The organism is Holdemania sp. Marseille-P2844 (assembly GCF_900120005.1).
Taxonomy (GTDB): domain Bacteria; phylum Bacillota_I; class Bacilli_A; order Erysipelotrichales; family Erysipelotrichaceae; genus Holdemania.
This window is the reverse complement of the sequence record NZ_LT635454.1, coordinates 183,827-206,993: the sequence shown is the minus strand read 5'-3', so window position 1 is coordinate 206,993 and position 23,167 is coordinate 183,827. Positions and strand designations below refer to the sequence as shown.

Sequence of the window (23,167 nt, the reverse complement as noted above, 5' to 3'; positions counted from 1 at the left end):
GAATTCGTCGTTTTCTAATAGAATCAACTAGAATCAACCAGTATGTTTCAAGGATTCATCGGTGCGCCTCCGCTGAAGCCGCCCCTTTTTTTCTGCGTCAATGATGCTCCGCGTTTTGCCAGCGTGCTTGTCCGCAGCTTTGCTTTGGGAAGGGGTCGATCTTTTTTAACAAAATGATCAGGAATACTGGAAATCCCGTCGGGAATAGACTACTGTAAAGACAGAAAGGCGGGATCGTTCATGATTGAACTGGCACAGCTGGCCCGGTATCGGGAAAACAATCGGCTGGAAGCGAAACGGGCCCAGGGCGGCTTGCCGCACAGTCTGTGGGAAACATATTCAGCCTTCGCCAACACGGTCGGCGGAGCGCTGCTTTTGGGTGTGATCGAAACGCCGGAAAAATATTTTCAGTCCGTGCCGCTGGCCGATCCGCAGAAGCTGGCCGAGCAATTCTGGCATATCGTCGCCAATCCCGAGCTGGTCAGCGTCAACCTGCTTTTGAGGGAACAGGTCCAGATTGTCACAGCGCAGGACCACCCGATCGTACTGATTGAAATTCCGCGGGCGCTGGCTTGCCAGAAACCGGTGTTTCTGGGCTCCTCGCCCTTTTCCGGAACCTATCGGCGAGGTGGGGAAGGAGATTACCGGTGCCAGATCAGCGAGGTTCAGATCATGATGGAAAACCGATTTCGGGAACTGCCCGACGGAGCGCCGGTCGTTTCCGCCGTGCTGGACGATTTCAAGCCGTCCTCCATTCAAGCTTACCGGCAGCGCTACCGGCAGGTGCATCCCCATTCTCCATGGAATGCCATCTGCGAGTTAAGCTTCCTGCTTCAGGTCAACGCGGTTTATTTCGCGATGGACGGCAGTCTGCATCCAACCTGGGCCGGCTTGTTGATGTTCGGCAGGCAAGAAGCTCTGGCCCGCGCCTTCCCCGGCTTACAGCTGAACAACCTGCTGGAAACCCGCCGGCAGGAAGACAACGCCTGCGACTTCTATTTCTCCGCCCGCCGGCAATTACAAAGCCAGCACCCCAAAGACATCGCCTGGGCGATCAACGAGGCGTTAGTCAACGCGCTGGCGCACGCCGACTATCAGGATCATCCGCAGATTGAAATCCGCGCCGATTCCCAAGAGATTCAGGTCGTCAACCGCGGCCAGCTGAGACGTCCATCCATGCCGGCCAACCCCGTTCTCTACCAGATGTTCCATCTGATCAAAGCGGCGGACGGACGGGGCACCGGGCTTTTGCGGATTGAAGCGATCTGGAAGCAGAAAGGCTGGTCAGCTCCGGAGCTGACCGATAAACCGCAGCGCCGCGAAGTATTGTTCCGGCTGCCGGTTTCCCGCAAAGTTCAGAAACGTCAGACCTTGCAGCAGCGTGTGCTGGATCTGATCACGACGGAAATTGAGGTTGCCTCGGACCAGATTGAATCACAGCTCAGACTGACGAAGACGCAGACTGAAAATCTTTTGCAGGCGCTGCTGGAACAGGACCTGATCGAACAGAATCCCGCATCGCTGCGCTACCATTTAAAAGCCTGAGCGCCGCAGCCTGTCCACGTTAAAAAACGAGCCTTCTCCCTTGGAGGGAGTGCTCGTTTTTTCATCTTTCCGTTTCACTTAGATCAAATCTTTCTTCACTGTGAAAAGGAAATGGCAGCGTGAGATAACCGCCGGCCGGTTTCCGGATCGAAAAAGTGCAGTGCGGACGCCGCAGCGCTCAGAATGACCCGGTCGCCGATCTGACTGTTCGCGCCTTCCGGCAGACTGAATTCCACCAGCCTTCCGCCCAGACTGCCCGAACCAAAACACTGCGCCCCAATCCAGTGAAATTGTTCGATCACCGCTTCGCCTCTCAGCGCCGCTTCTGCCTCAGGCTGCGAAGCTGGGCCGATCATTCTGGCCCGCAGCTGTTGAGGACGCACGCCGATCACCACAGTGTCCGCGCCGGCCGGCCAGACTATCCGCGAAGGCTGAAAGAACGATTGAGGAGCAGCGATGCGGACTGTCCACAGATTGATCGGACGTTCGCCGATAAACTGCGCCGCAAACAGCGTGGCGGGCTGGGTGACGATCCGCTGTGGGATATCGTTTTGTTCGATCCGGCCCTGATTCATCACGACCAGCCGGTCCGCGAGGTTCAGCGCCTCGCTTTGATCATGCGTCACCAACAGCGCCGTCTGTCCGCGCTGCCGGCATAACCGCAGAATTTCATCCTGCAGCTGTAAGCGCAGCTGCCGATCCAGCGAGCTGAGCGGCTCGTCCATCAACAGCACCGCCGCTTCCTTAAGCAGCGCCCGGCCCAGCGCAACCCGCTGCCGCTGGCCGCCGGAAAGGGTGCGGGCCTTGCGCTCAAGCAAATCTTCCAGCTGCAGCTGCCGGGCGATCGCTTCGATCTGCGAGCGGTGAGCGCGGCGGTCAAGGTTCTTCTTCGCCAGACCGAACGCCAGGTTCTCCGCGACGCTCAGCCACGGAAACAGCGCGCTGGATTGAAACATCATCGCCACATCCCGATCCTGCGGCCGCTGTCCGTCAACCGCCTGCCCCCGGATCCGGATTGTTCCCTCATCGGGCGTTTCCAGCCCCGCGATCATCCGCAGCGTCGTCGTTTTCCCGCAGCCGGAAGGTCCGACCAGCACGCCCAGCTCCCCCTCTTTCAGCGTCAGGCTGAACTGATCTACCGCCTGCACGCCGCCGGGATACTGCTTGGAGATTGCGGTTAATTCCAGCATGTTCATCAGGAATCCTCCCGCCGCAGCCAGACCCGCGCTTCATACGGCCGCAGCGCCCCGGCAAAACCGGGATCGGAATAATTATCAAAGACACATTCGCCCCGCTCCTCAGGCAAGGAAAACGGAATCGTTTCCCCGCGGAAGTTGCACACAACCCAGGCTTCTTCCGTGGCGGTGAACCGGCGGTACATAAACAAATCCGGATGCTCCGGCTCGACGAACTCAAACCCGCCGTACACAAACAGCTGCTTGCCCACCTCGCTTAAGCGCAGCTGGATTAACCGCCGCGTCAGATTCAGCACGGAATAGGGATCGGCCTGCTGGGCGGCAACGTTGATTTCCCGATAATTGCCGATCACTTTCTCCGCCGGTTCGACCGTGGAAAACCCGGCATACGTCTCCGCGCTCCACTGCATCGGCGTGCGCGCGTTGACCCGCGAGGTTCGCCGTTCATATTCCAGGATCTGTTCCTCGCTCAACCGGGAGCGGGCTTCTTTTACGTAATTGGCGACCCATACGTCGTGGAAATCCTCCAGACTTGAATAATCGACGTTGGTCATGCCGATCTCCTCGCCATTGTAAAGAAACGGCGTCCCCTTCATCAATAACAGCGCCGCTTCCAGCATCGAAGCCGACTCACGGTGATAGCGGATCGGATCGCCGTATTGGCTGACCACCCGCGGCAGATCGTGATTCATCCAGTAAATCGCCGGCCAGGCCCGTTCGCCCAACCCGTCGTACCAGCGCGCGAACACCTGTTTCAGCTGGCGGACGTCGACATGCCGGTCCGCCTCGGTGATGATTTCCTTGCCTTCCAAACCGTTGCACCAGCAGTGATCAAACGTAAACACCATGTTGAAGGCTCCGGTTTCCTTGTCTGCGTAATTCAGCGCCATCTGCGGACTCGCGCCGCCGCCGACCTCGCCGATCGTCAGACAGTCCCGGCCCGCCAAAACCGTCTGCTTGAACTCTCGCAGGTAATCGAACAACGCCGGCAGATTGGAGAACTTCGACCAGTCCGCAGCCAGCCCCTGCGCGTTCACCGGCAGTTCGCTGTCCTGAAATTCAGGATCGCGGGCTAAATGCGCCACCGCATCGACGCGGAAACCGTCGATTCCCATATCCAGCCATTGCCGCGCGACCGCCTCCATGCGCTGCCGCAGAATCGGATTCGCCCAGTTCAGATCCGGCATTTTCCGTGAAAAGATCTTCATGTAATACTGGCCTGCCTGCTCGTCATAGGCCCAGGCGGAATCAGCGAAGAAACTCGCCCAGTTGGTCGGCGGCTGAGGACGGCCTGCGGCGTCATAGCGCGGCTCTTTCCAGATATAGAAAGCATGTTCCGGGCTGTCCGGATGCGCGCGGGCCTCGATAAACCACGGATGTTCGTCCGAGGTGTGGTTTAAAATCAGATCCAGAATAATCCGCAGACCCCGCCGGTGTGCCTGAGCGATCAGCTCCCGCACATCCGCCAGGGTTCCGAACATCGGATTGACGTCCAGAAAATCGCTGACGTCATAGCCGTTATCATCCATCGGCGACGGGTAAAACGGACCGATCCACAACAGCGTCACGCCCAGCGCCTTGAAATAATCCAGCTTGGCGATGATGCCGCGCAGATCGCCGATTCCATCATGATTACTGTCATAAAACGTCTTCGGCAGGATCTGATAGCCGACCGCTTCCTTCCACCACGTCTTTTCCATCCCGCTCCTCCTTTGCGCTTGATCCCGCTGTCTTCTTTCCAGGGATCACCCTGCGGATCCTTTCCTGTCGTGGATCCGCTCCGCTCACTCTTTTTCTTCATTATAAAAATAATTCCCGCCGACTTCAAGAAAACCCGGTTTTTCCTTGCGGAAATTCCGGTTGGGGCGCTACAATAAAAAGGTTGAGGAGTGAATTCATGAAAAATCAATCATTTGAAAGAGAAAACGCACGGCTGCTTCAGCAGCTGAGCACTGTCTGCGGAACGATGGAGCACAACGAGATCCAGAACGGACAGCTCGTATTTGAACGCTGGAACCTGCGGGTATCCGCCCGCGTCGATGCCCTGGACGAGCGGGTCATGACCGTCTGTACGTTTACGATCGAATGCCCGCGGTTTGACGAACCGGTCGTGGAATGCTGCGCGGGGGCGGGACAGGATCCGGATCAGGCGATCGGCGCGGCGGCCGCCAGCTTTTTATTCGGCATGATGGCGGCGGTGATCACCCTGATGCGGGGAGAATCCGTCCTGCAGCTGACCAGCGAGTTCGGCGGGAAAGAGCGGAAATGGAACTGCATCCAGAGTGAAATCGTCGGCATGGGCCAGCCGTTGTCCGGCGATCACCGGCTGGATTTCTGGAACGCGTTGAAAAGTGAGCTGCCAAGAGTGCTCGGCAGTCGGAAGATCACGTTCATCAAGATCTATGGCGCGCGTCAGGCCGACGGCAGCGTCACGGCGGAATGCCGCGTCAACGACGTTGTCTGCCGGTTTTTAAGCGAAGCGCTGGCCCGGATTGTGGAAAAGTGGGACAATACGCAGTTCGTTTCCCGCAAGCAAATCTTTATTCTGGAACAGGACCCCAAGCAGGCCGCCGTTTTCCCGTATACCAAGGAACAGATTACAGAAGCGACGATCAAAGCGATGCGGCTGTTTCAGGCCTGCGACACGGCTGAGAAGCTGGGACGCTATGGACAAATCCTGAGTAAAGATCTCAACGACCCCTCCCTGGCCGAGCTGTTCCGGTTCTTTCTGCCGGAAATCTGCGCGGAAAACGCCTTTTCTGAATTGATCGTCGACGAACAGCTGACGCTGTATTGCAAAAATCAGGTGATTCCCGTCACACTTTTCCAGCTGACCGCCTATGCCTGGATGAAGGAAGCGGTCTACGCGGGGTTTGGCAGTGAGGAATTTGACAACGATCTGTTCCGGCAGCTGATCGGACTCAGCTCGTTGTATTCCCTTGTCTGTCAGCTGAAGCAGGACAAAGCAGACCTGAACGGCCGGACTGCCGCCCTGCAGTTCCACGCATCCGACACCTTCCAGTTGTTTTAAATCGCCCGTTCAGCCCGCTTCTTATCCAGCGGGCTTTTTTTGTATAAAAACCCTTCCTTTATTCTTCCTTTTTTCTTACTTCCTTTTTATCTAATTAATCGTACAATTTCTTCTTTCATCAGAAACCATCACCTCAATCTCACCGAAAGCAGAAACGAAGAATTAATTCATATAATTTTTACCTTCATTTATATACAAGTAATTTCAAGATTAATTCAACCGTTTATTATTGCATTATTAAAATTACATCGTTGTTTAAAATGAACATGTACTCTCTTTTTATAGTCGTATTTAAGCGCAGATTGTAACGTTTAAAAAAAGTAACATAAAAATATGAAAAAGAAGAAAAAATCGAATGGAAAATCATTATTTATTCATCCAGTTTATTACCTTTTTGTTCAATTCCCGCTACAATAATCACGAAGGAAGTGAATAGTTATGAATGACGTCAATTATGTTGTTTTAGGCCGGCGTATCCGAATCCTGCGCAAGTACCGCCGGATGACTCAGGAACAGCTGGCCGAAGCCGCAGGTCTTTCCATCCAGCATCTCAGCAACGCGGAAAACGCCCGCACCAAGCTCGCCCACGCGAAAATCAAAAACATCGCCAACGCGCTGCATGTCTCTTTGGATGAATTGGCCGGCGACGGAATGGATCAAAAGCAAGTCCGGCCTGAAATAGCCGCGCTCTTTGAGGAATAAAGACAGCGCTTCAAAACGTCGGTTGTCATGAATTTCAAAGCCGACAGCGCTTCTTCATCCGCAAGAATAAAAGTGCGGCCGCAGAATTTCTCCATGTGTCCGCTCATGTGAAAAAACGGCTCCCTGCGAAGCCGTTTTCTTCTTAATATTGGGTGATGTCGCGGAAAGAGATCAGCGCGATGTTCTTTTCTGCAAACCAGGCCTTCACTTCCGGGGCCATCGCCGCTTCCAGATCGTTGATCCGCACGTCGGTAAACGAGGACAACCGGTAAATTTCCCGGTCGAGATAGCCGGGATGCAGCGTCACCAGCGACAGCGGCAGCTCCGCGATCCCGCCGAGATCTTCGGTAAAATACGCCGCCGGCTCCACTCCCTGATCATAAAACGGATAGATTGAAGCGGCCCGCTGCGGCCGTTCTGTCAGTCTATGGTCGCGGTTTTCCAGATAAGACACATGCGGCAGATCATACCGCTTTGCCAACAGCGCCATCGCTTCCAATAGATGCGGCGAACGAACCGCGTGCCCTTCCAGATATTCCGGACGTCGGCCCGTCAGCGTGATAAACCTGCGGATCTGCCCGTCCACCTCCGCCACCGCCTGATCCAGATCAGGAATCGGATCCCGGCCCGCGGCCAGTTCTGCCCGGTACATTTTAGAGCTGTGGAAATTGCCCTGCTCGTCGATCAGATCCGGAATCAATGCCGGATCGGCAGTCGGTTTTCCGACGACGATGTTGATATGCAGCCCCAGGCATAAGCCCTCGGCTTCGCGCAGCCAGCCCAGGGCGGCCGGCGCGGCCGGCATGTTGATCATCACGCCGGTGCTGCGCACAATCCCTTCGCGGTACGCTTTTAAAATTCCCAGACTGATCGCTTCGGTAAATCCGTAATCGTCAGCCTTCACAAGACAACGTTTCATCGCACGCCATCCTCAATTAAGCGATCTTGCGCTTCATCGCTTCCGGATTGAACACCGAAGTGTCCTTTGCGCGGTCATAAACAATTCGCCCTTCGACCATCGTCAGCACGCATTCATAATCGTCGCTGATGACCGCCAGATCGGCGTTTTTGCCCTCCGCCAGCGAGCCTGTGACCGGATCAAGCCCCAAGAAGCGGGCGGGATTGAGCGACGCCATCTGCACCGCGTCCTCCAGCGATACGCCGACGATGTTGACCAGCTGTCCGATATTATACAGCACCCACTTGCCGCTGCCGCAGATCCGGCCGTGCAGATCGAGAATCAGCCCCTTTTCATCGGCGATCATCTCTTTGTTGTAGCGCATGTAATGTCCCGTCGGCAAACCGGCGATATAATTGGAATCCGAAATCAGGCAGAACTTCTCGACCGGCTGCATCCGCAGGCAGATCTGGATCATTTCCTTGCAGACATGATTCAGGTCGGTGATCAGTTCGTAGCGCAGATTGTCTTCCAGCAGATACTGGCCCAGCGCCCCGACGTTGCGGTGATGGATCCCGCGCATCCCGTTGCACAGGTGCGTGACGATATCCAAACCGACCTCATCCATCGCTTTGCGGATATCCTCGGCATAGGCTTTCGTGTGCGCGGACGCGACTTTAATTCCCTTTTGATGAAGCAGGCGGATGACGTCGTAGGCCTTTGGCAGCTCCGGCGCGATCGCCATCATGACCATCTTTCCTTTGGCCTTGTCGATCAAGCGCCGGGCTTCCACGACGTCCGGCAGCGGGTAATCCTCGCCGACCGTATTCTCGCCGCCGCGCGCCCAGAACGGACCTTCGGAATGCACGCCGTAAATCCGCGCGCCGTCCAGCGGCTCTCCGGTACAGTCGGCGATGGCCTCAAATGCTTCTTCCTTGGCGGTCGGCAGCACGCCGGTCACCCCGACCGACGCGACGGCCTTGGCAAATCCCTTCACGTCTTTCTCCTTCGCCGGATCGGTCATCGACCAGCCGCCGAAGCCGTGGTTATGAATATCAATGATGCCCGGGATGATCCGCTGATCTTCAAAATCAAGATCTGCCGGCCCCGCCGCCGGGCCGATCCGCACGATCTTACCGTCTTCAATCTCGATGACACCGTCAACGATGCCCTGCTCCGTGACGATCCGGCGCGAGCGCAGTACGGTCCTCATGCGTTTTCCTCGATCCGCATCTCGCGGTAGAATTCCGGGTTAAACAGATCGGTATCGGTCTGGCAGTCATACACCTTGCGGCCGCGCACATACGTGGCCACCGCCTGGTAATCGTCGGTGATGACGACGCAGTCAGCGTCCTTGCCGACCTCCAGCGATCCCTTGCGGTCTGCCAGTCCATACTTCTTCGCCGGGTTGAGCGACGCCATGCGGCTGACCGTGCTCATCGGCATGCCCAGCTTTTCCACCAGGTTGCCGATGCCGTAAAGCACCGGCTTGGAGCTGCCGCACAGCCGGCCGGTATCGCTCAGGCAGAAACCCTCCGGCGTAATCGAAATGATCATGCCCGGATGCCAGCCCTTATATTGGCCGATCGGCGCTCCGGCCATGCCGGAACAATCGGAGATCATCATAAACCGCGACGGATCCTTCAGCTTGAAGTACAGCTTCAGCATTTCCAGACTGATATGCAGCCCGTCGCAGATGACTTCGCACTCGACGTTCTCATTATTTAAGGCCGCGCCCAGACCGCCGATATCACGATGATGCAGCCCGGTCATGACGTTGCCGGTATGCGTCGCGACGCTGAGGCCCCGGGCATACGCCGCCATCGCTTCGCCATACGTGCAGTCGCTGTGAGCATAGGCCAGCATCACGCCCTCGGACAGGAAATAGTCGATGATCGGATCGATGCCCGGGATTTCCGGAGCCAGCGCGACCAGCTTCAGTTTGCCCTGACCGTCGGCGACCATCTGCTTCGCCGTGGCCAGCGATACCTCCGGCCAGCCGGTGCGGATTCCTTTTTCCCCGACCCGGTTCAGCCATGGGCCTTCGCTGTGAATACCGACGATGTCCGCGCCTTCGTTGTCCTCGTCCGCCACTTCGCTGACGCTGCGGATCATGGAAACCGCGCAGGTTGGGAAAATGCTGGTGACGCCCTGAGAACCCAAAGCCTTCAAATAATGCCGGATGATCGGTTTCTGCACCTGCGGATCCGTGCTGACCTGCCCGGATAAGCCGTAGCCGTGCGTGCCGTGATTGTGGGTGTCGAAGATGCCCGGGATAATCCGCTGATTACCGTAATCCACCGCTTCGGCCAGAAGCTGCGGATCCTGTGTGAAGCCGGTAAGCTTGCCTGCTTCAATGATCATCGCGCCGGACTGCCACTGTCCGTTCCAGAGAATGCGTTCGCTTTTTAATATCGTTTTCATTATTTCTCCTTTATTATGATTTATTTTTTATCAAGCTTTGATGAAAATGGAAGAAGAAAACACAAAGGGCTGCGCTGGCAGCCCTTCCTTCTTTCCTTAGAAGATTCCGAAGAACGCCAGCGCCACGCTGAGAACGAGAATTCCCAGAACCAGCGTCACCGGACGTACGCCCTTTTTAATTAACGCGACCAGACCGAAGACCAGCGCGACCGACAGGATCCCCGGCATAATCGAGTTGACGACGTCGAGGACGACGACCGAGGTCTGACCGACCTGAATCGTCCAGGCCAGCTTGACATTCACCATCGAAGCGACCATCGCGCCGACCATGCTTAAGCCCAGGATAGCCGCTGATTTGGTCAGCGACGTCATTAAACCGGAGGAGAAGATCGAGTCGATGAACGAGGTGCCCATCGTATAGCCGATTTTCAACAGATACCAACGCGCGACGACCTGCGAACCGCCGTAAAGCAGCACGAAGATCAGCACGCCTAACAGATTCCCTTCGGCGCATAAGCCGATGCCGATGCCCGCGGCGATGACGCGCACGCAGTTGAAGAAGAACGCGTCGCCGATCCCGGCGGTCGGGCCCATCAGCGCGACCTTGATGTTTTCAATCGTATCGTCGTCGACGCTGCCCTTGGTCACCTTTTCCCGCTCCAGCGCGTAGGCCAGACCGGCGATGAAGCTGAACAGCACGGCGTGAGTGTTGAAGAAGTTATTATGCCGGACCAGCGCCTGCTTACGCTCTTCCGGATCGCTGTAAAGCTCCTCGATGGCCGGAGCCATCGTGCAGGTGAAGGCGTTGCCTTCCATCTTAACCATATTGAAGCCGCAGAACACCAGTCCGGAATTCCAGAACATGGATTTCAGCGTTTTCTTTTCCTGTGCGGATAATTCCATTTTCGCCATTAGAAGAAATCCTCCTCGTTATTCCCGTTCGCGCTGGCTGCGGCGGCGTTGGCCGTCTTGGCGTCCAGCAGCTTTTTATCATTGTAGAAGTACATGATCGCGACGACCGCCATGATGATTGCGATCGGCAGCTGGCCTAAGCCCAGATATTTCGACAGAACGAAGCCGACGAAGAAGAACCCGCCGATTTCCTTGTCCCAGATCATCGACGTCAGAATGGCGAAGCCGACGCCCGTCATCATGCCCGAGGCCGCTGACAGGCCGCTCATCACCCACGCCGGCAGGTTGCCGATCACACTCTGCAAGCCCTCGACCCCAAAGGCGACGGCCAGAAACAGAATGATCGTCTGCGGCAGACGGTCGACGAACAAACCGCACAAAATGGTCTGAATGCGGAAGCTCTTCATGTTGCCGGTTCCCGCCAGATGTTCCCAATACGGCGCTAAGGAAGCCAGCACCGGTTTATACATTTCCCCGACGGTCGCCATCAGCGTGCCGATCGGCATCGCCAGCGCCAGACCGGTTTCCGTATCAACGCCGGTCAGAATCGTCATCGCCACGGCGATGATCGAAGCCGAACACGCATCCGCCGGCACTGATCCGCCGATTGCGGAAATCCCCATGAAAATCGCTTCCAGCGAAGCCCCCATGACTACGCCAGTTGTCAAATCCCCTAAAACCAGGCCGGTAATCGCCGCCGTCACGATCGGACGGGCGAAGGTCTGCCACGACATCACGCGGTCGACGCCGTTGACGATCAGCCATGCAAGCATGACTAATAACGCACTTTGAATCATCCTTTTTTCCTCCTCTTATTTAAACAGGTTGGTAATATCCTCGGCCGGCTCCTCCGGAGTCGTCTGATAGATACATTTCAAGCCAGTCGCGATCAGATGCTTGAAGCTCTCCACTTCCACCTGGTCGCAATAGATGTTGTTGCCATAGCGCTTGCGCGGCATGCCCGGTTTTTCCGGAGCGATCCGGCCGTAGTTGCCGATGTTGATGTACGGGATGCCGCTGACGGCCGCCACGACGCGCTCGGCGTCCTCGGGGCTGTTGACCAGCATCAGGATTTTCATCGCTTCACAACGCGGATCCTGAAGCAGGGCGATCGCGTCGTCCACGCTGCGGATCGCGGTTTTGATGCCGGCGGGCGCGGCCATTTTCAAACTTTTCTGGATAATCGGACTGTTGGCAGCGGCATCGTTGCCGACGACGATGTGATCGACGCCGGTGTGCCGCGACCATTTGATCGCGATCTGGCCGTGAATCAGCCGTTCGTCGATCCGAAACATTTTGATCATACTCTTCCTCCTCTCATCCGGGAAAGATCGGTTGGCCTGTCCCCCGGACACAAAAGCTGCAGGGCAACGGATTCCAAAGTGAGCCGGACTTCGAATTTCCGTTTAGAAGATAAGCGCGCGTTTATCTTTACAACTGGATTATAAGCGCTTTCAGAATAAATTACCTCATGGAAAAGCAGGACAGAAAAAGGGCAATGTTCATCATTTGCCCTTAGTCAGAGGTAATTTTTTGCGCCGTTTTTATTTTTTACACTTCAAACATCCCGCCGCCGGCCTGCAGACAGCGCTTCACCGCGTTGATCAACAGGCTTAAATCCCGGGTTTTCAACAGGGCCTCGATGTTTTCCTGATCGACCGCCAGCTGATGCGCGGCCTGATCGAGAAATCGTAAGCTTTGCAAGCCCGCGGCGAAATCGGCGGTGATGTAGATCAGATAGCGGATCTCTTTCTTTTCCCACACGCCCGGTTTGCTTAACCGGTAGATCTCAAAGCTGTTGCGGCGGGTGTACTGGCGGCTTTGGACGATGATCACGGTCTGGTGCACCACGCGGAAATCGCGCACCCGCGTCAGCTCTTCCTCCATTTTCTGCACGGCGTAGTAATCGCGGCCGTATTTGTAGCTGATCAGATGGATGAAGGCTTCCTTGCCGTCATATTCAAATTCCGGATAAAAACTGGCGGTATCCCAGTCGAATTGATCGAGCAGCGGCTGCAGCTGATAGCCGTCCATGATTACCGTGTTGAAAAACTGATTGAATTCGCGGGCTTCCGGAATCTGATTAATCACCATGTAGGGAATCGTATAGCGGTAACTATAAGATGGAAAGTTCAGCAGCAGGCAGTCATATTGGCTTTGATCGAGCCCGCGCACCTCATAAAATTCATAGATGTCGACCGTTTCAAACCAACGCTTGCGAAAACGCCGCAGCAGGCGGCTGCGGATGATCTCTGAGGCGACCTGACCATTGCGGCTGCAGATCAAAACGCGGCGTTTTTTATATGGATAAGGGACGGCGTCGATCAGCGTGAAAAAGCGCACTGCGAGCATGTTGACATCCATGTCGGTGATCGGCACGGACAGATGGGTCTCCAGTATCTGTGCGGCGCTGACGGCCAGCGCTTCGCAAACGGGAGAGTAGCGGATGCCGTTGTTGTCGACATGCGAGCCAAGGACCAGATAACGGAAGTTGAGCGAATCGCAGAACAGCAGCGGGATCAGGCTCGGGATCATCACGCGGCCATAATCCGGCAGCGCCGCGAAATCCACGCCCCAGCTTGTTTTCAAACCTTGCGCAATCTTGTCTGCCAGCTCGCAAGCCAGCTGATAACAGCCGGGATACCGCTGAGGCAGCTGCGGGCTGTCGATCGGATCGTTCCAGCAAAGCAGGATCACCGCGATCGCCAGCACCTCCTCCTCGGGCAGCTCAAAACCCGAATAGGCAGCCTGAAGCGCAGCGACGATCCTGATCGCGATCTGCGCCTCGTCAAAGGAGCGCAGATAAGTCATCTTTGCTTCATCCATGGACACGGCAAATCCGGCCTTGATGCGGTTGCGCGCCAGCACCAGATACCAGGCAATGCGGTTTGTGTAGGTGTCGCTGATCGCAATCCCGCTCTCCCGCAGCACGCGCAGGAAAATATGCCGGATCTCGTTGCGTTCCTCTTCATCCACGTCAAAATACTGCACGTATTCATCGTAATTCAGAAATGAGACCGCTTTATAATAATGGATCTCATACAGCTCGAGCATGCACAGCCGGCGTTGAAATTCCTCGCCGGTGACCTTGACGCCGTACTTCGGCCGGGACTGCAGCGTCAGACCGAAGGCTGCCAGACATTGGCGGACTTCCCGCAGCTGTGCCTGCAGTGTGCGCCGCGACAAGAACAGCTGGTCGGAAATCGCATCGAAGGTCAGGTAGCGGGGCGCGACGATCAGCCGGCGGACGATGTCATTAGTACGGCCGACGATTTCACTTTTAGTGTAGTTCATCGTGCTGAAGCGGATCTGAAGCTGTTCGCGGACTGGATCATACACCGCGTGATCCAGAATCTGCAGCAGATAGCCCTTGCCTTTGCGGGTCAGAATTTCAACGCCGCTGGCCTGCGCCAGCTCGCGCAGCTCCGCCATATCATTTTTCACCGTGCGTTCGCTGACGCCGGCCATCGCCGCCAGCTGTCTGGCCTGCAGCGGCTGATCGCTGTTATCCAGCAGATAAAGCATCAATAACAGCCGGTTCTTCACGACCGCCATAAAATAAATTCCCCTTTCGTTTAAAAACGCGCCGTGCTTCGTCGATCAGCCTTCAGCCGCCAGCGGGGCACAGGCTGCTTCCCGTTGTTTGAGCGTCATTTCATGCAGCACGCTGAGCTGCAGCGGAATCGCCAGCACAAAGCTGCACACATCGGCGATCGGCTGGGCGATTTCCACGCCCTGAATCCCGATCAGCGCTGGCAAGAGCAGCACCGCCGGGATGAAGAACAGTCCCTGCCGCGACATCGCCAGCAGCGAAGCGCGGAAGGATTTTCCGATCGTCTGCAGCATCATGTTGCAGATCGTAATCCACCCACACAGCGGAAAGGTCAGGCATTGCCAGCGCAGCGCCTGGGTGCCGATCGCGATCACCTGCGGATCATTTTTGGAGAACAGCTGAATCACCTGCGGGGCCAGCAGATAGCCGGCCGCCGACAACATGATCAGGATCACCGTGGCGACCTTCACGCAGAACCAGAAGCCTTCCTTGACCCGGTCATACAGAAAGGCGCCGTAGTTGAAGCCGCACACCGGCTGGAAGCCCTGACCGAAGCCGGTTACCACTGAAGCTGCCAGATTCATCACGCGGCCGACGACCGACATCGCCGCGATCGCCGCGTCGCCGTACGGCCCCGCCATCAAATTCAGACAGATCGTCGCCACGCTGCCTAATCCCTGCCGGCACAGCGAAGGCATGCCGCCGTTGATGATCTGGGAATAGTAGTATTTGGAGAACGTAACGTTGCGCAGGCGGATGCGCAGGTTGCCGCCCTGGGTCGTTCCCTTGAGCAGCAGCACGAAGCCGACGAACTGGCTGATGATCGTCGCCAGCGCAGCCCCGCTGACTCCCATGTCAAAGACAAAGATGAACAGCGGATCCAGAGCGATGTTGAGCACTGCCCCAGAGGCGATGCCGATCATCGCGTAGAACGCGCTGCCCTGGAAGCGCAGCTGATTGTTGAGCACCAGCGAAGCCGTCATATACGGCGCGCCGATCAGGATTAAGCGCAGATACTGGCGGGCGTAGGGCAGAATGGTTTCCGTCGCGCCCAGAATCCGGCACAAAGGATCAATCAAGATTTCTCCCAGTAAAAAGATCACCGTGCCCAGCGCCAGCGCCGTGAAGAAGCCGGTCGCCGCCATCTGCTGCGCTTCGTCAAAGCGGTGCTGCCCCATTTTGCGTGAAATATAATTGCCCGAGCCGTGGCCGCAGAAAAAGCCGAAGGCCTGGATGATCGCCATCAGCGCGAACGATACGCCGACCGCCGCGGTAGCGCTGGTTCCGATCCGGGCGACGAAGAACGTGTCCGCCATGTTGTAAAACGACGTTACCAGCATGCTGATAATCGTCGGCACGGCCAGTCGGCAGATTAGACTGGACACGGGCTTCTCCGTCATCGTTTTATATTTTTCCTCTTGTGTTTCTGGTTTCCCCATAGATTTCTCCTCTTTCAACCTTTTTTCGACCTTCTTATTGTATAATGGAAATCAGGATTCCACAAATTCATTCATTTTATGATTTCCATTACTTCATGTAATAATCGAAGAAGGAAAGGAGTGCCTCATGGATTTCAAAGAATTAACGTATGTGCTGGCGCTGGCACGGCATCAGAGTGTTACCAAGGCGGCTCAGGAGTTATATCTGACCCAGCCGGCGCTGACGCGGTTTCTGCAGCGCCTGGAAACGAGCGTGGGCCAGCCGTTGTTCACCCGTTCCGGCAACCGGTTGATTCCGACGTATGCCGGTGAAAAGTATATTGAACGGGCGCAGGAAATACTGCTTTTGAAAAAACAGCTGGACGCGGAAATGCAGGATATCGTCCAGGTGCACCGGGGACAGCTGCGGATCGGCTTGTCGATCTTCCGTAGTTTTTCCCTGCTGCCCAACGTGCTGCCGGAATTCACCCGCAAATATCCGCACGTGAAGATCCTTGTTGAAGAAAACGATCCGGCGTTTCTGGAGGAGGCTTTGTGCCGGGGCGAGCTGGATCTGGCGTTTTTCTCGCTGCCGACGCGCCGCAAGGAAATCGTGACGGAAACGATCCGGACTGAAGAGCTGGTGCTGCTTCTGCCGCCGCAGGATCCGCTGGCCAGTCAGGCTCAGCGGCGGCCGGGGTCTCGTTACCCATGGCTGGATCTTGGCTGGGTCAAAGAGCGGCCGTTTATCCTGCAGAAAAAGGATCAGCGCACGCGGCAGATCACAGACCGGTTGTTTCATGATTACGCCTTCACGCCCAACGTGATTCTGGAGATTCAGAACATCGACGTGTCGATGGCGCTGACAGCGGCCGGTTATGGTTGTTCTTTCACCCGCGATATCCATGCGGTCGAACTGCAGGCGTATCAGCCGGCGCCGCAGTGTTTCTCCGTCGGCCGCCAGCGCACGCTGACCCAGTATGCCGCGGCTTACCGCAAGGGCGCGTACCTGCCGGATTATGCCCGGGATTTCATTGAGCTGGTGCGAAAACAGTTGAATACTTCGAGATCCTCTTCATCCTCAATCTAATAAAATCGAATCAGATTTCCATAAGTTTCTCAACGAGCTTCTGCAAAGTTCCCTTGATTTTTAATGCTCGCGTTTACAATTATATCAAATCACGATTTGGTATAATTCAAGGAGGTGATTGAATGTTTATCGGCAGAGAAAAAGAGCTGAAATTTTTACAAGATAAATACGCTGAGAAGAAAAGTCAGCTGATCGTCTTATATGGAAAAAGACGGATTGGAAAAACTGAAACACTCCGGGAGTTTTGCAAGCATAAACCGCATATATTCTATTCCTGCACGCAAAGTACGGATCAGATACAGCTTGCGAAATTTTCAAAACAAATTTTGAGGGAAGATATCCCTTCCAGGCAGTATATCTCTGAGTTTTCCGATTTGGAAAAGGCATTTCATGCAATCCTTGAACTCCCCTACGGTGAAAAGAAAAATTGATCGTAATCGATGAATTCCCCTCTATGTGCAAAGAAAATAAAAGTATTCCGTCCATTCTGCAAAATCTTTGGGATGCAGAACTGAAAGAGAAAAATGTCATGATTATTCTCTGCGGCAGCGCGATGAGTTTTATCGAAAAAGAACTGCTGGCGGAAAAGAATCCGCTGTACGGCAGAGCTACGGGTATTTATAAAATGAATGAAATGGGATTTTACGATGCAGCTCGTTTTTCCCCAATTATTTAGAAAAAGACAAACTACTGGCTTATGCTGTACTTGGCGGTATCCCGCACTATCTGAACCAGTTTGATCCTGAGCTATCAGTAGCGGAGAACATCAAGCGCAATATACTTACAAAAGGTTCTGTACTGTATAGTGAGGTAGACTTTCTGCTTCATCAAGAACTTCGTGAAACGCCTATCTACAACTCCATCATTGAAGCTGTGGCTCTGGGTAATACAAGACTAAACGACATCAGTCAAAAGTCACTTATCGAGGACACTTCCAAAACAAGCGTCTATTTAAAAAACCTGATTGAGCTTGGGATTGTAGCACACGAATTTTCCGTTGATATCGGAATGAAAGAAAGGGCCAATACCCATCGTGGACTCTATCGACTAACCGATAATTTTTTCCGTTTCTGGTATACTTTCGGTTTTGCGAATTTATCACAGCTTGAGGATGGCGACGTTGACGGCGTTTATGAATATTTGATTGATCCTGCCTTGCATGAATTTGCTTCGTTAGTTTTTGAGAATGTATGCAAAGAATTCGTACGCGAACTGCAGAAGGAAAACGCCCTCCCATTCCGCTATAGCAAGATGGGACGTTGGATGGGAAAAACTACAGTCCGTGATAAAAACGCAAAAAGCGGCTTAAGGCTGGCGGAAACAGAAATTGATTTACTTGGCATTGGCATCGGTGGAAAAGAATATTTAGTGGGTGAATTTAAATTTAAACACAGCCCCTTTGATTATTCTGAATACCTTGATACCCTAGCCAAATTAACGCCTCTAAAAGAAAAAACAAAATTCTACTATGCTTTGTTTTCAGAATCCGGTTTTGATAAAAAAATCATAGCGGAAGCGGAAACCTCTGATACGCTCTATCTTTATAATCTCGAAACAATTGTAAACTATAAAAAACAGCATTAACATCAGGCTATAGATTGCGTTGCAGCACAAGAGATTGGGTGATACTCCGATTCTTTCTGAACATTGGATGTTGATCGGGTAGGAAGCTAAGGAAGCCAATTCTTCCTTAGCTTAGCTCCTCCCACACCACCGGAGATGCTGTTCGGCGTCCGGCGGTTCAAAGTACCAACATGATTTGTTAAAATGAATGAACTTTTGTGTAATGGTCTACTAAACTGAGTAGACCTTTTTGTTTGAGTACCTTGTTCGTTATCCATCTCCCTAGCCATCTCCCTGTCCTGCAGTATCCCTTTCGTGTGTTGGCGTATAGCCAACATCGTTATCTTGGCATACCCAAGAAATAGAGGGGGCGTTCGTTCTTTGATCGTCTTCCATAATTTCCAGTACCACATTCGGATATGAAGTCGGATCTTATTTTCTATTCAGGTTAATATCATTTTCAAATCCGCAATTCGACAGTAGTTAAGTAAGCGTCAAATAAAACTTATACGCAAAAGAACCCTGACGTGTGGGTTTTATTTGACGCTTACGCTGTACCAAAAAAAGACGTACAAAGCTTGAAATCACACTTTTCACGTCCTTCTTCTTGTACCTTTACTCAAGTTCAAGGAAGAACCAATGAGCATGCTAAGGGTCCTATATTTTATCAATGGAGAGACCCATTGATAATAAACATTTTAACAAATTTATCCTTAATATTCCCAAAATAAAATCAAAGTAATTTAAGTTTACATAGTTTTATAATATACATTCTAGTATTCAATAATTATTATCTATTTGATTCTGCTTAGCTTTGATACCATCTAGTTCCTTGAAATAAATATTACATAATTTAAAGAATAAATCAAAACATTGTTTTTCAGTGCTAGAAACTTTTTTTATATAATAATGATAATCTCTTTCTTCATTAAAAACAATATTCATATTTTGTTCTATCCAATTACGAACCCATTGGTGGAATTCATATTTAAATTTGCTTTCAAAAGCACCCGGTTTTTGCAAATTAGGATTATCATATAAAAAACCATTTAAAAAGTGATATAAATTCTCAAACTTATATTCACCAATATACATGCAAGGTCGTAATTCTATCCATTTAAGTAAATCATCTATTTTGTGCATATTCTTTTTCTCCTAAAATTAATGACGTAATCAAAAATTCCAACTATTGATAACATTTGATCTTCACATTGCTTAAGATATTCTTTTTCTTATTCAATAATTAGAACTATAAGTCACTCATTAACAAATGTTCTTAGTTAATGAGTGACTCTAATTCCTTAAATACTGCGATTTTATTTAATCAGTTTAAAATCAATTTCAAATTCCCATGGAATATCATCTATTCCTAAATCGTTAAGCCATGCGTTATAATCCATACCATCAGGAGTCATATTATCATATACTTTATTACCTACCTTAATAGCCTCATGAATGCCATTTGTTGAAATGTTTCCACCATATTTATCAGAATAGATATAACCCGTTTTGCTTTTTATAATTACTCGTTCGCCTTCAATACCAACTTCCTTTAAGGATTTTTCTAGATAATTTGCATATTCCTTGCACTTATAAACTTCTTTAAAATCACCTGGTATTCCCTTAACAATATTGCCGATTTCAGACTTGTACGCATTCTCGATCACTTCATCCCAAGGAATCTCTTCCACAAAGGTCTGCTCGTTCCTGATTTTAATCTTTTCCAGATAATCCTGATTTCCTTTGATATTTAATGGAAGATCGATGACTAGGTCTTTTCTAATACTGATCCCCGGCAACTTCTCTAGGTATTCTAATTCCTTATCCAATGGAATCTTTTCTGCTAGTTTTCCTTCATCTCCAGCATTTAACGGTATTTTCTCAGTTAGCCCTGCAGAAATACCAAAGATAGAAATAGCGTTTAAAATGCCTTTCATTGGCAAATATTTATCGATCGTCTTATCTAACACAATGGATAGAGATAAGGTCAAAAATTCAGAGGATTGGAATATTTCAGATACAGCGACACCTGCACTCTTGATCCCATTATTAATTGTATTTAATAGGTCACCTTTGTTCTCAGTATCCTTTTTCTCTTCTTTTGGTTTTCCACATATTACATTCACCCGTTCTTCCAACGTGCCTGTGACTTCAGGATACTTTTTATTTAAGTTCGCTGTTTCATGGGTCAAATTATTAAGCACCACATCTTTAACCGCAACCGTCATCTTTTCAACGATATTTTTCATTGCTTTAACGAGTTGAGATTGCTTTTCCTCTGTTTGCTTTTTAATCAGCTCTGCTGCTCTTTTTGCCTCTTCCGCAATTCTTCTTGCCGTTTCTTCTGCTGCTCGTCGAGCTATTTCTGCAGCGTTATTTGAATTGGTTTTACTTGAACTACTACTCGTATTTCTTCCTGCACCTGAACCGCTATTGGCACTTCCGCCACCGCCTTTGTTTGTCGCTCCTCCTTTCGTCTGCGGCTTTGTATGTTGATTCACTGTTCCATTGCTGATTGGTTTTTTCTTTGGTTGACTTGGTGGATTATAAATTCCCCCGCCTATTGGGACTATACTCTTAAATCCGGTTGGGTCAAAGTACTTGTTCGGGTTGTTTCTGCCATAGTTATACCGGTTCTGACTTAACGGATCCTGCCAGTTGCCGCGATAGCCGTCGGCGCTGATAAACAACTCCGTCACTGTGTCATAATACCGTGCCCGCAGATACTGAGTCTCATCGCTGTTGTGCGCTTCCGAACGATATCCGTATTCATCGCTGCCGCTGGTGAATGGATTGTACTTCTTATCCCTTCTTCCATAATCGCTGTAGCTGTACGTCGATAAGATACTGTTGTATCCGCTTAACAAGATTGTAACGCTTCCTTGTCCGTCGTACAAATAGAAATCTTCGTTCGTACACAATCTTTCATTGCCATACCAGTACTTCGTTGCGGCCTTGTCCTGCGTCTTCACTAACACTACCGGATACTCCGCTAATTCGTCGTTCAGGTAATCAATGGTCGTTGTATTGCCCGTCACAGCCCGGGTTTGGACTTTATTCTCTGTCTGGTGCGTTTCCAGTGCTTCCGACGGGGTTTGCTTCAGCTGTTGGATGAACGTGTCAATACTGTCAGAAAGTGCCGCTGGCGAGGTCTTAACGACGGTATTCGTACGGTCTGCGGTCTGACGGATCCGGTTCCCCGCTCCATCATAGGCATACGTTGTTACAGTTCCGTCGAAATCCTTCACGCTAATTAACTGGTTCAGCTTGTTGTATGTGTATTCCTTGACCGTGTTGTCGTCGCGGCCTTCCCGGATCCGGTTGCCATTGGTGTCATAAGCATAGGTAATATGATAAGTGCCATCATAATACGTCTTGATTCGGTTGAAGTCGTCATAAGTTGCCCGGTAGGTCACCTGTCCTTCCGTGACTTCCGTCTTGTTGCCGGTCAGCGTGATCACATACTCGGTCGTTGTGGTGCTGCTTCCCTGCTTTTTCACCGTTTTGATCAGCTCGTCGTTCTCATTGTAGCTGTAATCCTTGACCGTTGTCGTTCCATTCAGAATCTCTGTTTCCTGAATGACGCTGTTGATGTCGTTGTAGACGTACGTATAAGAACTCAGAGTCCGTGTGCCCAGCTTGGTCAGTTGGGTCAACAGGTTGCCGTTGTTGTCATAGCTCTTGGTGATGACGACGTTGTTGCACATCCACTCCTTGGTCATCCGTCCCAGCGCGTCATATTCATAGTTAGAATAATGTGAAGCGTTGACGGTTTTGGTCATTCTGCCGGACAGATCGTATTGGTAGCTGATCGACGTATTATCCGGATAGACAATCTTGGTACGGTTGCCATAGGCGTCATATTCATACTTGATCGTTTTGGCGTCCCGGACAACCTGCGTGGTGTTGCCCGCCGCGTCATAGGTAAATGCGGCATCCGGCTTGGAAAGCAGATTCTGATTAGCGTCGTAGGTATAGGTAATGACCGTTCCGTCTTTCTGCTTCAAGGTTAACAGATTTCCGTTTTTATCATACGTATATTCTTCCGACTTCTTATCTTCATCCGTCGCTTTGATCAGTTCGCCTGAAGTATTGTAGGCATACAGCACTTCCGTCTGATCATAATACCGGCGCGTGACCTTGCCCATCTTGTTGATAAATTCCAGAAATGACGCTTGAGCCATGGCGATCAAGCGTGAATGCTGAGAGTTACAAAGATAAGTATTATAGAATTTCTAATTTTTTAAATATTATTATCTTAGCTTCTAAGTGAAAACCAATTAACACAAATTCCTTACTAAGTCTAGATAAAACTGGTCCAGAGTCAGTCTAATACAGCAACAAAAATTTCCTATGGATTAATTATTTCTCTTGTTTAACAAAGCTGGCAGGAAAAGTTTTTATAATCCTTTTCCTGCCAGCTCTATTTAACCATCCACGACACAATTACAATATTATTCCAAGCATGGTGTAATAATATTTTCAGATAAAGCTAAATTTTCCACGCTTTCCATTAAAATTTTTTTAGCTTCAAGATTATCCTCAACAAATAACCCCCAGAAACCATTAATATCTTCTCTATTCAATTCGGAGTTTGCTATTTGAATAGGTGATATTAATATACTCTCTTGATTTATTGTTATAGCATAATCCTTCAATACATTTGTTTGAACTTCAAACATATCTGCCTCATAAATTGCAGGATATCCTTCATTATCAATCAGCCTATACCTGATTGTGTTACTTTTGCGTTTTATAATTATTTCTACTACTAAATATATATTTCCCTCCTTTAGTTGATGTCTAAAAGACTTTTTACATTTTACTAGCATATT

Annotated in this window: 20 protein-coding genes; 7 read left to right on the top strand and 13 right to left on the bottom strand. The window is 51.4% G+C overall.

What is annotated here, in order from left to right:
• Positions 1-240 precede the first annotated feature (240 nt).
• Positions 241-1,545, top strand: coding sequence for a putative DNA binding domain-containing protein (locus BQ7364_RS15725; protein ID WP_072685627.1), 1,305 nt, complete (start codon positions 241-243; stop codon positions 1,543-1,545).
• Positions 1,546-1,640: 95 nt separating this feature from the next.
• On the opposite strand, the gene BQ7364_RS15720 is transcribed toward BQ7364_RS15725, so the two are convergent.
• Positions 1,641-2,741 carry an ABC transporter ATP-binding protein gene (locus BQ7364_RS15720; protein ID WP_072685626.1) on the bottom strand — a complete coding sequence of 367 codons (1,101 nt, stop codon included), beginning with the start codon at positions 2,739-2,741 and terminating at the stop codon, positions 1,641-1,643.
• Positions 2,741-4,441, bottom strand: coding sequence for a glycoside hydrolase family 13 protein (locus BQ7364_RS15715; RefSeq protein WP_072685625.1), 1,701 nt, complete (start codon positions 4,439-4,441; stop codon positions 2,741-2,743). Before BQ7364_RS15715 ends, BQ7364_RS15720 begins: the two co-directional genes overlap by 1 nt.
• A gap of 197 nt (positions 4,442-4,638) precedes the next feature.
• Between BQ7364_RS15715 and BQ7364_RS15710 the strand changes: the two genes are divergently transcribed.
• Both BQ7364_RS15710 and BQ7364_RS15705 read left to right on the top strand, forming a co-directional pair.
• Positions 4,639-5,772, top strand: coding sequence for a DUF6348 family protein (locus tag BQ7364_RS15710; protein WP_072685624.1), 1,134 nt, complete (start codon positions 4,639-4,641; stop codon positions 5,770-5,772).
• A gap of 438 nt (positions 5,773-6,210) precedes the next feature.
• On the top strand, positions 6,211-6,474 hold the full coding sequence (locus BQ7364_RS15705; RefSeq protein ID WP_072685623.1) for a helix-turn-helix domain-containing protein: 264 nt from the start codon (positions 6,211-6,213) through the stop codon (positions 6,472-6,474).
• Between the two features lie 142 nt (positions 6,475-6,616).
• Here BQ7364_RS15705 and BQ7364_RS15700 read toward each other — a convergent pair whose 3' ends face one another.
• The 8 genes from BQ7364_RS15700 to BQ7364_RS15665 form a co-directional block, all read right to left on the bottom strand.
• Positions 6,617-7,393, bottom strand: a complete 777-nt coding sequence (locus tag BQ7364_RS15700) for a ChbG/HpnK family deacetylase (protein WP_072685622.1) — start codon at positions 7,391-7,393, stop codon at positions 6,617-6,619.
• Between the two features lie 16 nt (positions 7,394-7,409).
• Positions 7,410-8,585, bottom strand: a complete 1,176-nt coding sequence (locus BQ7364_RS15695) for an N-acetylglucosamine-6-phosphate deacetylase (RefSeq protein ID WP_072685621.1) — start codon at positions 8,583-8,585, stop codon at positions 7,410-7,412.
• Positions 8,582-9,796: an N-acetylglucosamine-6-phosphate deacetylase gene (locus BQ7364_RS15690; protein ID WP_072685620.1), complete on the bottom strand. Its 1,215-nt coding sequence runs from the start codon at positions 9,794-9,796 to the stop codon at positions 8,582-8,584. Before BQ7364_RS15690 ends, BQ7364_RS15695 begins: the two co-directional genes overlap by 4 nt.
• A 96-nt stretch (positions 9,797-9,892) precedes the next feature.
• A complete protein-coding gene (locus tag BQ7364_RS15685; protein ID WP_006057502.1) occupies positions 9,893-10,708 on the bottom strand; it encodes a PTS system mannose/fructose/sorbose family transporter subunit IID in 816 nt (271 codons plus the stop codon).
• On the bottom strand, positions 10,708-11,505 hold the full coding sequence (locus BQ7364_RS15680; protein WP_072685619.1) for a PTS mannose/fructose/sorbose/N-acetylgalactosamine transporter subunit IIC: 798 nt from the start codon (positions 11,503-11,505) through the stop codon (positions 10,708-10,710). Before BQ7364_RS15680 ends, BQ7364_RS15685 begins: the two co-directional genes overlap by 1 nt.
• 15 nt (positions 11,506-11,520) lie before the next feature.
• Entirely contained in the window at positions 11,521-12,012 is a 492-nt protein-coding gene (locus BQ7364_RS15675) for a PTS sugar transporter subunit IIB (RefSeq protein ID WP_072685618.1), read from the bottom strand.
• Positions 12,013-12,259: 247 nt separating this feature from the next.
• Positions 12,260-14,263, bottom strand: a complete 2,004-nt coding sequence (locus tag BQ7364_RS15670) for a BglG family transcription antiterminator (RefSeq protein WP_072685617.1) — start codon at positions 14,261-14,263, stop codon at positions 12,260-12,262.
• A 45-nt stretch (positions 14,264-14,308) separates the two neighbouring features.
• Entirely contained in the window at positions 14,309-15,700 is a 1,392-nt protein-coding gene (locus BQ7364_RS15665; protein ID WP_072685616.1) for an MATE family efflux transporter, read from the bottom strand.
• A gap of 127 nt (positions 15,701-15,827) precedes the next feature.
• Here BQ7364_RS15665 and BQ7364_RS15660 point away from each other — a divergent pair, with 127 nt between their 5' ends.
• The 4 genes from BQ7364_RS15660 (at position 15,828) to BQ7364_RS18215 (ending at position 18,353) form a co-directional block, all read left to right on the top strand.
• Positions 15,828-16,769, top strand: coding sequence for a LysR family transcriptional regulator (locus tag BQ7364_RS15660; protein WP_072685615.1), 942 nt, complete (start codon positions 15,828-15,830; stop codon positions 16,767-16,769).
• 122 nt (positions 16,770-16,891) lie between these two features.
• A complete protein-coding gene (locus BQ7364_RS18225; RefSeq protein ID WP_200798819.1) occupies positions 16,892-17,200 on the top strand; it encodes an AAA family ATPase in 309 nt (102 codons plus the stop codon).
• Positions 17,197-17,445 carry an AAA family ATPase gene (locus BQ7364_RS18220; protein WP_200798818.1) on the top strand — a complete coding sequence of 83 codons (249 nt, stop codon included), beginning with the start codon at positions 17,197-17,199 and terminating at the stop codon, positions 17,443-17,445. The genes BQ7364_RS18225 and BQ7364_RS18220 overlap by 4 nt, the downstream gene beginning before the upstream one ends.
• A gap of 197 nt (positions 17,446-17,642) precedes the next feature.
• Positions 17,643-18,353: a DUF234 domain-containing protein gene (locus tag BQ7364_RS18215; RefSeq protein ID WP_200798817.1), complete on the top strand. Its 711-nt coding sequence runs from the start codon at positions 17,643-17,645 to the stop codon at positions 18,351-18,353.
• A 759-nt stretch (positions 18,354-19,112) separates the two neighbouring features.
• Here BQ7364_RS18215 and BQ7364_RS15650 read toward each other — a convergent pair.
• The 3 genes from BQ7364_RS15650 to BQ7364_RS15640 all read right to left on the bottom strand — a co-directional run bounded on the left by BQ7364_RS15650 (position 19,113) and on the right by BQ7364_RS15640 (position 23,164).
• The gene (locus tag BQ7364_RS15650) at positions 19,113-19,475 is read right to left on the bottom strand and encodes a hypothetical protein (RefSeq protein WP_072685614.1); all 363 of its coding nucleotides are present in this window, start codon (positions 19,473-19,475) and stop codon (positions 19,113-19,115) included.
• Between the two features lie 173 nt (positions 19,476-19,648).
• On the bottom strand, positions 19,649-22,516 hold the full coding sequence (locus tag BQ7364_RS15645; RefSeq protein ID WP_083538662.1) for a papain fold toxin domain-containing protein: 2,868 nt from the start codon (positions 22,514-22,516) through the stop codon (positions 19,649-19,651).
• A gap of 270 nt (positions 22,517-22,786) precedes the next feature.
• The gene (locus BQ7364_RS15640; protein ID WP_072685612.1) at positions 22,787-23,164 is read right to left on the bottom strand and encodes a hypothetical protein; all 378 of its coding nucleotides are present in this window, start codon (positions 23,162-23,164) and stop codon (positions 22,787-22,789) included.
• Between the last annotated feature and the right edge of the window lie 3 nt (positions 23,165-23,167).

Excerpts from the sequence above, each read along its gene's own strand:
- BQ7364_RS15660 (WP_072685615.1), top strand. The coding sequence starts at position 15,828 with ATGGATTTCAAAGAATTAACGTATGTGCTGGCGCTGGCACGGCATCAG.
- BQ7364_RS15645 (WP_083538662.1), bottom strand. The coding sequence starts at position 22,516 with ATGGCTCAAGCGTCATTTCTGGAATTTATCAACAAGATGGGCAAGGTC.
- BQ7364_RS15680 (WP_072685619.1), bottom strand. The coding sequence starts at position 11,505 with ATGATTCAAAGTGCGTTATTAGTCATGCTTGCATGGCTGATCGTCAAC.
- BQ7364_RS15715 (WP_072685625.1), bottom strand. The coding sequence starts at position 4,441 with ATGGAAAAGACGTGGTGGAAGGAAGCGGTCGGCTATCAGATCCTGCCG.
- BQ7364_RS18225 (WP_200798819.1), top strand. The coding sequence starts at position 16,892 with ATGTTTATCGGCAGAGAAAAAGAGCTGAAATTTTTACAAGATAAATAC.
- BQ7364_RS15720 (WP_072685626.1), bottom strand. The coding sequence starts at position 2,741 with ATGAACATGCTGGAATTAACCGCAATCTCCAAGCAGTATCCCGGCGGC.
- BQ7364_RS15640 (WP_072685612.1), bottom strand. The coding sequence starts at position 23,164 with ATGCTAGTAAAATGTAAAAAGTCTTTTAGACATCAACTAAAGGAGGGA.
- BQ7364_RS15725 (WP_072685627.1), top strand. The coding sequence starts at position 241 with ATGATTGAACTGGCACAGCTGGCCCGGTATCGGGAAAACAATCGGCTG.
- BQ7364_RS15700 (WP_072685622.1), bottom strand. The coding sequence starts at position 7,393 with ATGAAACGTTGTCTTGTGAAGGCTGACGATTACGGATTTACCGAAGCG.
- BQ7364_RS15665 (WP_072685616.1), bottom strand. The coding sequence starts at position 15,700 with ATGGGGAAACCAGAAACACAAGAGGAAAAATATAAAACGATGACGGAG.
- BQ7364_RS15695 (WP_072685621.1), bottom strand. The coding sequence starts at position 8,585 with ATGAGGACCGTACTGCGCTCGCGCCGGATCGTCACGGAGCAGGGCATC.
- BQ7364_RS15685 (WP_006057502.1), bottom strand. The coding sequence starts at position 10,708 with ATGGCGAAAATGGAATTATCCGCACAGGAAAAGAAAACGCTGAAATCC.
- BQ7364_RS15670 (WP_072685617.1), bottom strand. The coding sequence starts at position 14,263 with ATGGCGGTCGTGAAGAACCGGCTGTTATTGATGCTTTATCTGCTGGAT.
- BQ7364_RS15690 (WP_072685620.1), bottom strand. The coding sequence starts at position 9,796 with ATGAAAACGATATTAAAAAGCGAACGCATTCTCTGGAACGGACAGTGG.
- BQ7364_RS15710 (WP_072685624.1), top strand. The coding sequence starts at position 4,639 with ATGAAAAATCAATCATTTGAAAGAGAAAACGCACGGCTGCTTCAGCAG.
- BQ7364_RS15705 (WP_072685623.1), top strand. The coding sequence starts at position 6,211 with ATGAATGACGTCAATTATGTTGTTTTAGGCCGGCGTATCCGAATCCTG.
- BQ7364_RS15675 (WP_072685618.1), bottom strand. The coding sequence starts at position 12,012 with ATGATCAAAATGTTTCGGATCGACGAACGGCTGATTCACGGCCAGATC.
- BQ7364_RS15650 (WP_072685614.1), bottom strand. The coding sequence starts at position 19,475 with ATGCACAAAATAGATGATTTACTTAAATGGATAGAATTACGACCTTGC.